This is a genomic window from Sphingobacterium tabacisoli, from assembly GCF_017908035.1.
GTDB lineage: Bacteria > Bacteroidota > Bacteroidia > Sphingobacteriales > Sphingobacteriaceae > Sphingobacterium > Sphingobacterium tabacisoli.
In genome coordinates, this window is sequence record NZ_JAEQMU010000006.1 from 98,655 (window position 1) to 112,893 (window position 14,239).

Annotated in this window: 13 protein-coding genes; 12 read left to right on the forward strand and 1 reads right to left on the reverse strand. The window is 40.4% G+C overall.

Translation table 11 applies throughout. From position 1 onward, the window contains the following. The first annotated feature begins 90 nt into the window (after positions 1–90). A complete protein-coding gene (locus tag JKG64_RS19175; protein ID WP_210355882.1) occupies positions 91–1,455 on the forward strand; it encodes a DUF4270 family protein in 1,365 nt (454 codons plus the stop codon). A gap of 4 nt (positions 1,456–1,459) precedes the next feature. After that, entirely contained in the window at positions 1,460–2,458 is a 999-nt protein-coding gene (locus JKG64_RS19180) for a Kelch repeat-containing protein (RefSeq protein ID WP_210355883.1), read from the forward strand. Between the two features lie 584 nt (positions 2,459–3,042). Here the strand turns inward: JKG64_RS19180 and JKG64_RS19185 are convergent. Further along, positions 3,043–4,032 (reverse strand): aspartate-semialdehyde dehydrogenase, encoded by a 990-nt coding sequence (locus tag JKG64_RS19185; RefSeq protein WP_210355884.1) that lies wholly within the window; start codon positions 4,030–4,032, stop codon positions 3,043–3,045. Positions 4,033–4,327: 295 nt separating this feature from the next. Here JKG64_RS19185 and JKG64_RS19190 point away from each other — a divergent pair, with 295 nt between their 5' ends. The 10 genes from JKG64_RS19190 to JKG64_RS19235 all read left to right on the forward strand — a co-directional run bounded on the left by JKG64_RS19190 (position 4,328) and on the right by JKG64_RS19235 (position 14,230). Next, positions 4,328–5,983, forward strand: coding sequence for a lamin tail domain-containing protein (locus JKG64_RS19190; RefSeq protein ID WP_210355885.1), 1,656 nt, complete (start codon positions 4,328–4,330; stop codon positions 5,981–5,983). A 158-nt stretch (positions 5,984–6,141) separates the two neighbouring features. After that, positions 6,142–7,092 carry an NAD-dependent epimerase/dehydratase family protein gene (locus tag JKG64_RS19195; protein WP_210355886.1) on the forward strand — a complete coding sequence of 317 codons (951 nt, stop codon included), beginning with the start codon at positions 6,142–6,144 and terminating at the stop codon, positions 7,090–7,092. A 2-nt stretch (positions 7,093–7,094) separates the two neighbouring features. Then, the gene (locus tag JKG64_RS19200; RefSeq protein ID WP_210355887.1) at positions 7,095–7,820 is read left to right on the forward strand and encodes a YebC/PmpR family DNA-binding transcriptional regulator; all 726 of its coding nucleotides are present in this window, start codon (positions 7,095–7,097) and stop codon (positions 7,818–7,820) included. 171 nt (positions 7,821–7,991) lie between these two features. Beyond that, entirely contained in the window at positions 7,992–9,203 is a 1,212-nt protein-coding gene (locus JKG64_RS19205) for a hypothetical protein (RefSeq protein ID WP_210355888.1), read from the forward strand. Positions 9,204–9,233: 30 nt separating this feature from the next. Further along, on the forward strand, positions 9,234–9,977 hold the full coding sequence (locus JKG64_RS19210) for a DeoR/GlpR family DNA-binding transcription regulator (RefSeq protein WP_210355889.1): 744 nt from the start codon (positions 9,234–9,236) through the stop codon (positions 9,975–9,977). Positions 9,978–9,998: 21 nt separating this feature from the next. Next, the gene (locus JKG64_RS19215; protein ID WP_210355890.1) at positions 9,999–11,471 is read left to right on the forward strand and encodes a lipopolysaccharide biosynthesis protein; all 1,473 of its coding nucleotides are present in this window, start codon (positions 9,999–10,001) and stop codon (positions 11,469–11,471) included. Next, complete coding sequence (locus JKG64_RS19220) at positions 11,468–12,340, forward strand: glycosyltransferase family 2 protein (RefSeq protein WP_210355891.1); 873 nt, start codon at positions 11,468–11,470, stop codon at positions 12,338–12,340. Before JKG64_RS19215 ends, JKG64_RS19220 begins: the two co-directional genes overlap by 4 nt. A 3-nt stretch (positions 12,341–12,343) precedes the next feature. Beyond that, on the forward strand, positions 12,344–13,252 hold the full coding sequence (locus JKG64_RS19225) for a glycosyltransferase family protein (protein WP_210355892.1): 909 nt from the start codon (positions 12,344–12,346) through the stop codon (positions 13,250–13,252). A gap of 8 nt (positions 13,253–13,260) precedes the next feature. Then, positions 13,261–14,013, forward strand: coding sequence for a glycosyltransferase family 2 protein (locus tag JKG64_RS19230; protein ID WP_210355893.1), 753 nt, complete (start codon positions 13,261–13,263; stop codon positions 14,011–14,013). Beyond that, the gene (locus JKG64_RS19235) at positions 13,994–14,230 is read left to right on the forward strand and encodes a DUF3820 family protein (RefSeq protein ID WP_210355894.1); all 237 of its coding nucleotides are present in this window, start codon (positions 13,994–13,996) and stop codon (positions 14,228–14,230) included. Before JKG64_RS19230 ends, JKG64_RS19235 begins: the two co-directional genes overlap by 20 nt. Positions 14,231–14,239: the final 9 nt, after the last annotated feature.

Consider the following 14,239-nt stretch of genomic DNA (forward strand, 5'->3'; position numbering starts at 1 on the left):
TGCACGACGAATTGTTTAGGGTCATATTTAACAAATTATAACACATATTAACAATACGTATTACTTACATTTGCATGTCAACTAATATATATGAGGCAATTATTACGTTTTAGATACCTTTTCTTTTTATCCTTATTTGCTGCGACAGTTTCCTTTTATAGCTGTGATAAAGATATGAGTGTTTCTTTGGAAAATTCCAATGATAACTTAGGTGTCGTCGTTCTTGATTCGATGACAATCAATACATCGACCTATCAATTGCTCAATCTTCCTTCTTCTGCTACGGGATCTTTATTAGTTGGTAAATCGACCCAGCCAGAAAATGGATCGGTCACTTCTTCGTCTTATTTCAGAGTACAATTACAAACATTGACAAATGACATTCCTGCGAATGCGGTATTTGACTCGGTAAATCTAGTGGTAAGACCTAGTATCAACAAGTATTATTATGGTGATACGACTAAGACGCAGACCATATCGGTACACCGTGTCACGGAAGAGATTGTTCTGAAAGACATCACAAATAGTATAGACCAATACAATACACCAATATATGTCACTGGTCCTACTATTTTTAATGATCAGAAATTCAATTATGATGCAACGCCTCTTGGAGACCAATCATTTCTACCTAAAATACGTTCGATAGATAGTATCAGTATTAAACTGGATCAAGCTTTTGGTCAAGAGATTTATGATATGGTCAAAGCCAACGATTATAACGTCACTACGAATCAGTCCTTTCAGCAATACCTTAAAGGTCTTGTATTAGTTCCTGGAAACCAAAATACGGCCATATTAGGATTGAATGACACCTTACATGTGAATATCAACTATTCGTACATGGGAGCAGATGGTTTTATGAAAAAGGGGGCTAAAGTGATCACTTCGAGCTCAAAGGCTTACCAGTACAACAATATTGAATATGACCGTACAGGCACGCCTTATGCAAGCATCAACTCAGTCAACAGAGAGCTAAAAAGTTCGGCAACGAATGGCGAAGTATTACTTCACGCTGGAACTGGACTTGTAGCGAAAATCAACATCCCTTCGTTAAATGATTTTATGCATGAAGAAAATCTAGCGATAAATAAGGTGGAGTTGATTGTAGAAACGGCTGGTCATAATTTTGGTTCGTACCCGGTTCCTAATGCACTGATGCTTCTTATAGCAAACAGTAACGGGGTTCCGATTTCTTATGTACGCGCACCATTCTCAACCGCGATTCAGCAAGCAACCTTTATTCCGGGTAATGATGTAGGTATAAATGGCCGTTACGTCTTTAACCTAATAGATTATACTAAAAACGTCAACCAATCGGAATATCGCGGAACTTCTTTATTATTATCTACTGCTTCCCCATCCTTGTTTGGAACCGTAAATAATACTATTATTGCGACAGAAAATGGCAAACCGAAAATTAAATTAAACATTGTATATACTAAATTCAAATAATCGTATGAATAAGAAAAATTGGCTTTTTGTAGTTGTAGCCTGTGTTTTTTCATTAACTGTTTTCAACTCTTGTAAAAAAAGCAAAGATAATGACAATGAGGATACTGGCCCAACAGAATGGGTAAAAGCTTCAGCTTTTGACGGAGATCCAAGATCTTCTGCTGCATCTTTCCAAATTGGCGAAGTGGGATATTTGGCTACTGGTATCTTAACAACAAATGAAAGAACTAAGGATGCTTGGACTTTCAAGAATAACTTATGGTCACGTATCAAAGAATTTGGTGGTGAAGCTCGTAATGGTGCAGTTGGTTTTAGCATCGATGGTAAAGGTTATATGGGAACAGGTTTCAATGGTACAGATGTACTTAATGACTTTTGGCAATATGATCCTGCAACTAACGAGTGGACAAAAATTGCAGACTTCCCTGGAGAAGCACGCTACGGAGCTGTTGCATTTACATTGAATGGTATCGGTTATGTAGGTACTGGTGCTACAAAAACACAGAAAACTTTAAAGGATTTCTACAAATACGATCCAAAAACAAACACGTGGACTTCTATTGAGTCTCCTTTAGAAAACAAACGTGTAAATGCTTTTGCATTTGTGGTAAATGGCAAAGCGTATATCGGTGGTGGTACAGACAACAACCAATTTCCAGAAGATTTCTATTCTTTTGATGGTGGCAATGGTGCCACAGCATGGAACAAGTTAGCACCGTTGAAAGACGCATCTAATACCTATGACCTAACTCGTCAATCTGCTTCAACATTTGCTATTGGTAACTTCGGTTATGTAGTAGGCGGTAAAAAAGGTTCTGTATTGGGTAACGTTTGGAAATATGACGTTGCGGCTAACAAATGGGAAAGCAAACACCAAGCATTGCCTCAGAACGCAAGAGAAGGTGCAGTTTCATTTTCTATCGGTGGAAAAGGTTACCTAACAACCGGTATGAACAGTGCTACAAAATTTGACGACACTTGGGTATTCACGCAAGTTAGATAGTTAACATTACAATATTCTTTAAAAGGCGGGCACTATTACAGTATCCGCCTTTTTTCTGTAAATAAGGTTGCTTTGCTAATAACCTGAGTTCGAAGATTACTACACTGATTATCAATAGCATTTCATCATTGATAATCAAGCCGGAGGGGCTCATACTTTTTATCCAAAGATTTTTTACTTTCAAAGGAATGGATGAGGACTTCGTCGTTTTCCCCAAAAAAGCATACAAAAACCGAAACGAAGTGGAGCTCAGCGAAGCTAAACTCGTCGCTGTACCGTATTGGCAAAACGGAAGTACACCCTAGTGCTATTGCCAATCCGCTACTGCGCAAGCAGGCATCAAGGTCGAGTGCGCGCCTATGTGGACTGATGCAACATTGGCGACTTTTTATAAGATGTAAAGCTTCTGCATTAATCGAACTCAGATTAGTAGATATTCCAACCGGCCTCATTTTATACCAAAGATTAACGGAAAGGCTTTTGAAAAGACTATGCGCTCTATATCCGCCCATTAACTGCATAAAAAAACGCCCTCGAAGAAGGACGTTTTTTGGTATATATATGATTACGGTTAGTTCGTTATTTTATATCAAGCCTTTTTTATTCAATAGCTCAGCAACCTGAACAGCATTAGTCGCCGCACCTTTTCTCAAGTTATCAGCTACAATCCATAGGTTCACCGTATTGGCCTGAGATTCGTCTCTGCGTATACGCCCTACAAATACTTCGTCTTTTCCATGTGCATCCTTAGGCATTGGGTAAGCCAGGTTGCTTGGATCATCCACAACGATTACACCCTCCTGTGCTGCTAATGCCGCACGTAACTCCTGTACATCAAAATCATTTTCGAATTCCACATTGACCGACTCCGAGTGTCCTCCCATTACAGGGATACGCACTGTAGTAGCGGTTACTTTAATGGAATCATCCTGCATGATTTTATTGGTCTCCTGAATCATCTTCATCTCTTCCTTAGTATAGCCATTTTCTTGGAATACATCAATATGCGGAATAACATTCAAATCGATTTGGTAAGGATAAGCCTTTTCACCCTCTACACCTGCACGTTCATCATTTAATTGCTGTACGGCTTTTACTCCCGTACCTGTAACCGATTGATAAGTCGATACAACAACACGTTTGATTTTATATTTCTCGTGCAATGGCTTTAAGACAACCACCATCTGAATGGTCGAACAGTTTGGATTTGCAATAATTTTATCTGCGGCAGTCACTACATCGCCGTTTACTTCGGGTACGACAAGTTTTTTAGAGGGATCCATCCGCCAAGCAGATGAATTATCGACCACTGTAATTCCTGCTGCTGCAAACAAAGGAGCATACTCTGTAGATACGCTACCTCCTGCCGAGAATAAGGCTACATCAGGTTGCATTGCAATAGCTTCATCTGGTGTTACCGTCTTGAACTTCTTACCCTTGAATTCAATTTCCTTGCCCTTACTTCTTTCAGAGGCTACAGGAATCAATTCTGTTACGGGGAAGTTTCTTTCCGCTAGTACCGTCAAAATTTCTGACCCAACAAGACCTGTTGCGCCAACTACTGCTACTTTCATTGTTATATGATTTACTGTTTAGTATATAGTGTGAATTCTATTTCTAACTTCACGATGCCAAACATAATAAATAAACAGGAGTATTTAATACAAAAAATTACATTTTTATCATTTTAACTCGGCAAATATTAAGATAAAACCACCATTCGAACCGTATAAATTATTAATTTATCAATAAAAAGAGGACCTACGCCGAATATTTGCTATACGAAAACCTAATTTGGGCAAAATATATTCTTTATATTGCCTAAGTTAACGAAGTTATACTTTCGTGAAAAAACCAATTATAACTGGGATGAAAACCAAACTCTATACACTCTGTATTTGGCTCACGTCTGTAACATGTGGGTATGGTCAGGATATTTTGATCAATGAGATAATGGCTAATCCTAAGAATGGTCAGCTCCCCGCCTTCGAGTATATTGAACTTCTGAACACCTCCGCTTCGGTTGTAGACCTCTCATCAATTCGTCTAGACATTAACAAAAAAAGCTTACAACTTCCATCATATTTCCTTGCTCCTCAACAGTTCGTTATTCTGTGTACAACAGAAGGTGAAGAACTGTTGTCCAATTATGGTAATGTCATCTCTTTCGGCAACTGGCCCAGCCTTAACAATTCGGGTGCAACAGTAGGGCTCTATCGAGAGGATACCGTATTGGATGAGCTTTCCTACAAAGACAGCTGGCACCAAGGGAGCGTTCAAAAAGCAGGTGGTTGGAGCCTAGAACGGATTAATCCCAATTGGAAATGCAATATTGCGGCAAACTGGTCTTCATCGATTGCACGTCGTGGAGGAACCCCCGGAGGCCCAAACTCAATAGCGGATAGGACTTTTATACCCAAAGTCGCGATCACAACTGTAGAGACTGCAGACAAAGGCGTTCATATCCGCTTTAATACGGATCGGACCTTTCTGCCTCATTTTGAACGCGAACATTTCCGTATTAATCCCGGCAATATTATTCCAACAGCGGTTACTTGGGACGAAGAAGCTGAACAGCTTATCCTCGGTCTTGATAATGAGCTGAAGCCCCAGGAAGCGTATGCACTGACCACAAAAGAACTGGATATATGTGGCCTAAGACTTCAAATCCCAGATTATTTGATCTTCAATCAGCCAAAAGTTCACTATAATGATGTGGTCATCAATGAAGTTTTGTTTAATCCGCAAAAAGAAGGCAGTGATTTTGTCGAGTTATATAACAGAACCTCTCTCCCCATAAATCTTCAGGGCTGGAAATTAGGAAATCACACCATATCGCAAGAGATATTACTTCTACCTGCTCAGGATTTTTTGGTGCTCACAGCAGAGCGAGATAAAATCATCAACACGCATGCGAACGCAATGACCGAACGTATCCATGAGATGAAAAGCATCCCCTCCTATCCAAACCAACAAGGAGTCGTCACACTGTTCTCGCCAGATGAACTGGTTGATTCCTTGTATTACAATGCGACAATGCATGCGCCATGGATCAATAATCCCAAGGGTATTTCCTTGGAACGGCAATCCTATGAAGAGGATAGTAATCAACTGGACAACTTTAAATCTGCGGCCACACTCGTAGGTGGATCCACGCCTGGTTATCGCAACTCCATCGCTACGGACAATCTCTATAAAAAAAATGAAATATTTTTGACGGCAAAAACAGTTTCACCAGACGGTGATGGCTTCGAAGACGAACTCGAAATAAACTATATATTGAACGATTCGGACTATCTATTCAACCTAAATATTTATGCCGAAACCGGAAGATTAGTCAACCGATTGATTCGACAGGAAAGTGGGGGTTCTGAGGGAAAAATCACCTGGGATTGTAAGGATGAAAAGAAGCAAAAATCACCCTCAGGACACTACATCTACTGGATGGAAATCTATCGGGAAAATGGCTCCAGAGAGATCTTTAAGGGAGCTTTTATCCTAGTCCATAAATCACATCACAATTAAGAAAAACGCGATAAAACACCTATCTTTGCAACAGGAGAATAAATGGTTGGTTTTGAAATATAAAAAGGTAAAACAACACGTATCTCCATATTACTTTAACAAGAGAAACCGAGTTCGATAGAACTGCTAAAAGCTATCTTCTCGTAAATATTTATTTAATGAAAGAAACTATTATAATCTTAGGTTCCAACGGTCAGATTGGCACAGAACTAGCCGATGCTTTAAGAACCAAGTTTGGTGCAGAAAATGTTATCACGACAGATATTAGAGAGCCTCAAACTACGGTTGCTACTCAAAACTTTGAAATTATCAATGTACTGGATAAAGGTGCCTTAAAATCACTTTTTGAAAAGCATAAACCTACTCAGGTATATCTATTGGCAGCAATGTTGTCTGCTACAGGAGAGCAATATCCGCAGAAGGCCTGGGATTTAAATATGAACGGACTACTGAATGTATTGGATCTCGCTGTAGAGCTGGGTGGAATAAAGAAAATATTTTGGCCAAGTTCGATCGCCGTATTTGGTCCAAATTCTCCGAAAGTAGATACTCCTCAGTACTGTGTGATGGACCCAAATAGTATCTATGGCATTAGCAAATTAGCTGGAGAGCGCCTTTGCGAGTACTACCATGAAAAATACGGTTTGGATATCCGTAGTATCCGTTACCCAGGAATAATATCCTGGAAAACTGCTCCGGGAGGAGGAACAACAGACTATGCTGTACACATCTTTTTTGAAGCATTGGCCAAAGGGAACTATGAGAGTTTCCTTTCTGCACAAACGGCGTTGCCAATGATGTATATGGATGATGCTGTTCGCGCGACAATTCAATTGATGGATGCTCCATCGGAGAATCTAACCATACGTTCCAGCTATAATCTTGCGGGTGTTTCTTTTACTCCGGAGATGATCGCACAAGAAATTAAAAAAATTCTTCCTAATTTTGGGATGTCCTACAGCTCGGGAGATCCTCGCCAAGCTATTGCCGACTCTTGGCCGCAAAGTATTGACGATGAATATGCCCGTAAAGATTGGAACTGGGAAATAGCATATGACCTGGAAGCCATGACCAAGGACATGATCGAAAATCTTAAAACAAACAAATAAAAATGGGTAGAGCTTTTGAATTTAGAAAAGAAAGAAAATTTAAGCGTTGGGCCAAAATGGCTGTCCAATTTACACGCTTAGGGAAAGAAATCGCAATTTCTGTAAAAGAAGGAGGCCCTCACCCTGAAAACAACTCTCGCCTACGTACTGCTATTCAAAACGCGAAGGCTGTAAACATGCCCAAAGACCGTGTGGAAGCAGCTATTAAGAGAGCTTCGGAAAAAGACTCGAAAGGCTATGAAGAATATGTGTACGAAGGTTATGGTCCGCACGGTGTGCCCGTATTGATTGAGACTGCAACAGACAACACGAATAGAACAGTTGCTAATATCCGTAGCTACTTTACAAAATCAGGTGGCTCACTAGGCAAGACTGGTTCCCTGGATTTTATATTCCAACGTAAATCTATTTTTCGTTTTCCAGCTACTGAAGAACTCGATGTAGAGGAATTGGAACTTGAACTGATTGATGGCGGACTGGAAGAGCTTTATGTAGAGGCAGACGAAGAAGGCAATGATACTGTTGTAGTACAGACTTCTTTCGAAGACTTCGGTAACATGCAACGTCTTTTGGAAGAGAAAGGTATTGAAACAACGTCAGCAAAGCTTGAGCGTATCGCTCTGTCACATACGGCATTGACCGAGGAACAAGCGGCAGATGTCTTAAAACTCATCGATAAGATTGAAGAGGATGACGACGTACAGGCGGTATACCACAACATGGAATAATAAGATACCCTAAAAATAATTGTATCACAGAACCTTCATACTTTAATGTATGAAGGTTTTTAATTACCTAGAAATAGTACTTTCGTCCTTGGCTACACGTCAGATATAACGTTATAGCATTTTTTAGAGGATACATTGTGCGAATGCAAAGCATTTTATTTAAGTTTGAGTATGCTCAGTTTTGAAGAATTTTTTATAAAAAAGAAAATAGATCTTTTTGCATTGAAATCTGCAAACGAAGAGCTGTATAATGAATTTAGGGTACACTATAATTCAATGGGTGAGAAAAGTTTTGATCACTCTAAGAAATTCTGGTTCAACAAGCTTAGAAAGAGCTATTTATTAACCGAGGAGATAGTCGCTAACTCAACGCCTAGCCGAGAAGAAACGACCTCCAAATCAGTCGAATCGACGAGTAAAACCTCTGCCCCTGCGGGTTTCAAGCCTAGGTCTATTCCGAAACCTGTAGCAACATCAAGCCAAGAACAAGACGAAGAAACACAACAAGTAGCTGCTCCTACAGGATTCAAGCCTAGGTTTAAGCCAGGAGTGACCAAAACAGCCGCTACGGCACCTGTAGAAGCGGAAGAGAAAACTGCAGAAGCTCCTGCTGAACCGGTCGAGAATACGACTGAGGTAAGCAATAAGCCAGCGGGTTTTAAACCCAGGTTTAAAGCAGGCGTAACCAAAACAGCCACTACGGCACCTGTAGAAGCGGAAGAGAAAATTGCAGAAGCTCCTGCTGAACCGGTCGAAAACACGACGGAAGTAAGCAATAAGCCAGCAGGATTCAAGCCCAGGTTTAAAGCAGGCGTAACTAAAACAGCCGCTACGGCACCTGTAGAAGCGGAAGAGAAAACTGCAGAAGCTCCTGCTGAACCGGTCGAAAACACGACAGAGGTCAGCAATAAGCCAGTGGGTTTTAAACCCAGGTTTAAAGCAGGAGTCACTAAAACAGCCGCTACAGCACCTGTAGAAGCGGAAGAGAAAACTACAGAAGCTCCTGCTGAACCGGTCGAAAATACGACGGAGGTCAGCAATAAGCCAACGGGATTTAAACCCAGGTTTAAAGCAGGAGTCACTAAAACAGCCTCCACAGCACCTATAGAAGCGGAAGAGAAAACTGCAGAAGTCCCTGCTGAACCGGCCGAAAACACGACGGAGGTCAGCAATAAGCCAACGGGATTTAAACCCAGGTTTAAAGCAGGAGTCACTAAAACAGCCTCCACAGCACCTATAGAAGCGGAAGAGAAAACTGCAGAAGTCCCTGCTGAACCGGTCGAAAACACGACGGAGGTCAGCAATAAGCCAACGGGATTTAAACCCAGGTTTAAAGCAGGAGTCACTAAAAACATCCCTCCAACGGATAGCCCCGAGCAATAAACAAGCAACCTTATATAATTCGCTAAAATTATGTTAAAAGAAGAAAGACAGGCTTATATTGTCCATCAAATAAACCTTCACAACAAAGTATTATCATCAGACCTTAGTATACAACTGAATGTATCAGAAGATACCATTCGTCGTGACTTGAATGAGCTTGCCGAGAATGGACAGGTTATCAAAGTCTACGGCGGTGCACTATCTAAATCCTTTCAATTCCCTTTTCAGGAGGGAAATGTGTATGCCAAAGAAGGTAAAAAAGAAATCGCCAGCAAAGCGCTTTCTTTGATTGCAAATGGCATGAGTGTATTGATTGGTGGTGGTACGACTATGATTGAATTGGCCCGTCTCGTGCCCAATGATCTCCAATGTACCTTCTTTACAATAAGTCCGCTAGTAGCTCTTGAACTTGCTGAAAAAGATAATATCGATGTTTTTTTATTAGGTGGAAAATTGTCCCGTAATACAAATATTGTAACAGGATCTCAAGTCGTGAATGAGCTGGCTGACATCCGAGTTGACCTTTGTCTATTGGGAACAAATAGTCTTTCTCTTGAGGAAGGAATCACAGATTCGGACTGGGAAGTGGTACAGATCAAACGAGCGATGATCAAATGCTCTAAAAGTCTAGCTATCCTCAGTATCGCGGAAAAGCTTAATTCCAATCAAAAGATGAGAGTAGTGCCACTTAAAGAAGTTACTTACCTTATTACGGACCTTGCTCCAAATGACAGATCATTAAAAGATTTTGCAAATAGTATTAAAGTAATTTAAAATTAGACATTATTATCATTAATGAGTACTCAGGATGAGAGTGCAAATAGCTCACTAAAGAGCAAGACGACGAAAGGACTTGTCTGGAGCGGACTTTCAAACGGTCTGCAACAGATCCTTGGTGCCCTTTTCGGAATCGCATTGGCGCGTATGCTGACTCCATCGGATTATGGGATGATTGCTATGGTGACCATATTCTCTCTTATTGCGTCAGCCTTTCAAGAGAGTGGTTTTGTCAACGGAATCGCCAATAAATCGACAGTAACCCATCGAGACTATAATGCCGTTTTTTGGTGTAGCATCAGTGTCGGTAGCATCTTGTATATACTACTATTTTTATCGGCTCCCTTGATAGCATCCTACTATAATATCCCCGAACTTACGCCCTTATCGAGGTTAGTCTTTTTGGGATTTTGGACAGGGAGCTTTGGTATTGCCCACAACGCATACCTATTCCGCAACCTAATGGTTAAGGAGAGGGCTATCGCAATGTTGACTGCAATTGTTTTCTCCAATATTGTAGGGGTTATTCTTGCTTATCTAGGTTTTTCTTATTGGGGCATCGCTATACAGACTATCCTCTACGCGGCGACGACTTCCGCCTTATTCTTTTATTTTTCAAAGTTCAGGCCATCATTTAATATTGATTTAAAACCCATCCGTGAGATTATTGGATTCAGTAGCAAAATATTCATCACCAATGTATTCATCCATCTCAACAACAATGTGTACTCTTTAATATTGGGAAAATTCTATAAACCTGAGGACGTGGGAAATGTCAACCAAGCTATAAAATGGAATCTGATGGGCCAGTCTGTGATCACGAACATGGTAAATAATGTGACCCAGCCTGTCCTCCAAAAAATACAAGCAGATCAAGATCGGCAATTGCGTGTTTTTCGAAAAATATTAGCTTTCACCTCCTTTATTGCTTTTCCTTCTTTATTTGGCCTGGCACTGGTATCCAATGAATTTATCCTGATTGCATTAACCACTAAATGGTCAGATAGCGCTGCTTACCTCCAACCCTTATGCATAGGAGGGGCTTTTTTAGTGGTGTCAAACGTGTTTGCAAACTTTATATTAAGCAAGGGAAAGTCTAACTTGTATATGTTCAGTATTCTTTCTTTCGGCATTTTACAGCTTCTTATTCTATTAGTTGCACATAGCTATAGTATCCTATTTATGATACAGCTCACAGTACTACTTCAGTTTTCTTGGATTTTTGTCTGGTTCACCATCGCTAAACCATATGTCAAATATTCTTTAAAAAATATGTTTCGTGATATATTTTCGTACGCTATATTAGCCGCTTTAGCAGCTTTGGTAGCCTATTTTACATTTTCTCTGACTACCAATATTTATCTCCGCTTTGTTATAGCAGTTTTGACGATGGGATTTTCATACATAGCATTAAACAAACTATTTTTGCCTGCGATACTGGACGAGGTGTTAGAATACGTTAAAAATATCAAACGCAAAAAGACTGCATGAAAAAAGTCCTCACCATCATCGTAACCTACAATTTTGAACCCTGGCTGGATAAGTGTATTCAGAGCCTCCTCAACTCGACGTACCCTAACGATATTCTTATTTTAGACAATAACTCTCAAGACACAACGATACAGTCCATAAACCAGCGTTACCCTTCCTTACGTGTGATTGCCAACTCGTCTAACTTAGGTTTTGGACGGGCTAATAATGTGGGACTGAATATAGCACTGGAAGAGGGTTACGATTTTGCGTTTCTAGTCAATCAGGATGCCTGGATCGCTAGCGATTGCTTGGAAAAACTAATTACTAACTATCAACCTGAATTTGGTATAATCTCTCCCATGCATTTAGATGGGACCGAGCGTAACTTGGATAAAGGTTTTGCTGAATACATTAAAAATGCGACAGAAAAAGATAACTATGGTGTGGCCCCATTTATTAATGCTGCTTTTTGGTTGCTACCGAATCAAGTATTAAAGAACATTGGGGGATTTTCGCCTATTTTCTTTCATTACGGTGAAGATAAGGACTATGCTAACCGGATTGGGTTTCATCATTTGAAAATTGCTTTCATAAAAGACGCCTTTGCATATCATGATCGCCAGAATCGCCCGCTGAAAAGAGAAGCACATTACAAAGGTGAATTTGTCTACCATCTTACGGAGTATTGCAACATCAATTATAACTGGATGACAGCATTTGCCAAGTCATTTGGTGCAGCCCTTAAAAAGGGGACTATTGCTTTGGGAAAACTAAATTTTTATGATGGAGGTTCCTATCTTAATATAGCTTGGCGGATTTTTTGCTTGACTCCTAAGGTAATACAAACACGAAGCTTTAATAAAAGAACTCAACAAGCAATTCTGTAGCATATGGATATATTAGCGCCCATTATATTATTTGTCTATAATAGACCTAAACATACGAAAAAGACGTTAGAAGCCTTGGAGAAAAGCATTGGTGCTTCTGAATCGGATATCTATATCTATTCAGACGGGGCAAAAAACGGAGAGGAAATCGAGCATGTCAATACGGTACGTGCGCTCATACGAGAACCTTGGAATTTTAAAAGTATACATATTATCGAAAGGTCCAAAAATCTAGGACTTGCAGCGAATATCATAAAGGGAGTAACAGAAGTAATTTCAAAACATGGCAGAGCTATTGTATTGGAAGATGACCTGGAGATTTCGGAATTTGGCTTGCAATATTTCAACGATGCGCTTACCTGCTACGAAGAAGATGAGCAGGTGATGGAAATCAGTGGTTACATGTATCCTGTAAACCATGCAGAGCAACTACCGGAGAGTTTCTTTTTCCGGGTTGCAAATAGCTGGGGCTGGGCCACCTGGGATCGGGCATGGAAGCACTTTGAAGCAGATATTGAAAAATTGACTGCTGATTTCTCTAAAGCCGATATCAAACGCTTTAGTATCGACCATAGTGAAAACTTTTGGAAACAGGTAAAGCAGTTTAAAGCTGGAAAGATTAATTCCTGGGCCATCCGCTGGTATTTGTCTATTTTCAAACAAAATGGCCTGGCCCTCTATCCGAGAACGTCAATGATTCAAAATATCGGAACAGATGGTTCTGGCACACATTCGGATGAAGATCTGGCCTATAGGGTAACATTGGCAAGTCAAAAAGTAACTCAATTTCCAAAAGAAATAAAGGAACACCAGGAAGCTTACGAAGCTATTAAGTACTTTTACAAGACCCGTAAGGGATCTTTTGCAAAACGTGTGGTTCGCTACCTGCGCAAACACTGGAATAAACGATAAAAGAAACTGTGAACACTGTCAAAATATCCATAATCACGATTGTATACAATAATGTCAGGGACATTGCCTACACCATTTCTTCTGTACTCCAGCAATCGTATCCAAATATCGAATATATCATTGTAGACGGTGCCTCTACTGATGGTACACTAGAGGTAATACGCCGCTACGAGGACCGTATCACCCGTGTCATCTCGGAGAAAGACAAGGGTATCTACGATGCTATGAATAAAGGATTGGCACTCGCAACGGGAGATTATGTACTGTTTTTGAATTCGGGCGACGAGCTCTATGCTCCGGATACCATCCAATGTATTGTCGAAAAAGGTAATGGCGCTGATATTATCTACGGAGAGACCAAACTCGTAGATGAGCAACGTAATATTGTCGCGGACCGGAGGCATAAAGCACCAGAGCAGTTTAACTGGAAATCATTTCGCTATGGAATGAATATCTGTCATCAGGCAATCTACATCAAAAGGGAGCTAACAACGCCTTATGATCTAAACTATCAGTTGAGTGCTGATATCGATTGGGTAATCCGTGCGGCTAAAAAGGCGAAATCTACGCAAAACGTACATCAGTATGTGGCTAAATATCTCGTAGGAGGTATGTCCCAAAAACGACACCGTCAAAGTCTAAAAGAGCGTTATGCAATATTTAAAAAACACTATGGGATATTTGCGAATTGGTTCAACCATGGGGTGATTGCATTACGATTGATCAAATACAGAATGAAACATGGCAAAACAAGAGAATAACGGTTTGAACCCAGAGTTGCTCATCGAGCTGGCGAACAGTAAAATGCCGTATGGAAAATATCAGGGTTGGACCTTATATAAACTACCCGAGCCGTATCTTGCCTGGTATCGACAAAAGGGCTTCCCTGCTGGAAGAATGGGCATTTTATTGGCTACATTGTATGAAATTAAAGTCAATGGTTTAGAATACTTGTTGCACCCTCTCGTTAAAAAGTGACGAGCATCA

Excerpts from the sequence above, each read along its gene's own strand:
- JKG64_RS19175 (WP_210355882.1), top strand. The coding sequence starts at position 91 with ATGAGGCAATTATTACGTTTTAGATACCTTTTCTTTTTATCCTTATTT.
- JKG64_RS19225 (WP_210355892.1), top strand. The coding sequence starts at position 12,344 with ATGGATATATTAGCGCCCATTATATTATTTGTCTATAATAGACCTAAA.
- JKG64_RS19180 (WP_210355883.1), top strand. The coding sequence starts at position 1,460 with ATGAATAAGAAAAATTGGCTTTTTGTAGTTGTAGCCTGTGTTTTTTCA.
- JKG64_RS19185 (WP_210355884.1), bottom strand. The coding sequence starts at position 4,032 with ATGAAAGTAGCAGTAGTTGGCGCAACAGGTCTTGTTGGGTCAGAAATT.
- JKG64_RS19205 (WP_210355888.1), top strand. The coding sequence starts at position 7,992 with ATGCTCAGTTTTGAAGAATTTTTTATAAAAAAGAAAATAGATCTTTTT.
- JKG64_RS19235 (WP_210355894.1), top strand. The coding sequence starts at position 13,994 with ATGGCAAAACAAGAGAATAACGGTTTGAACCCAGAGTTGCTCATCGAG.
- JKG64_RS19190 (WP_210355885.1), top strand. The coding sequence starts at position 4,328 with ATGAAAACCAAACTCTATACACTCTGTATTTGGCTCACGTCTGTAACA.
- JKG64_RS19200 (WP_210355887.1), top strand. The coding sequence starts at position 7,095 with ATGGGTAGAGCTTTTGAATTTAGAAAAGAAAGAAAATTTAAGCGTTGG.
- JKG64_RS19195 (WP_210355886.1), top strand. The coding sequence starts at position 6,142 with ATGAAAGAAACTATTATAATCTTAGGTTCCAACGGTCAGATTGGCACA.
- JKG64_RS19215 (WP_210355890.1), top strand. The coding sequence starts at position 9,999 with ATGAGTACTCAGGATGAGAGTGCAAATAGCTCACTAAAGAGCAAGACG.
- JKG64_RS19220 (WP_210355891.1), top strand. The coding sequence starts at position 11,468 with ATGAAAAAAGTCCTCACCATCATCGTAACCTACAATTTTGAACCCTGG.
- JKG64_RS19210 (WP_210355889.1), top strand. The coding sequence starts at position 9,234 with ATGTTAAAAGAAGAAAGACAGGCTTATATTGTCCATCAAATAAACCTT.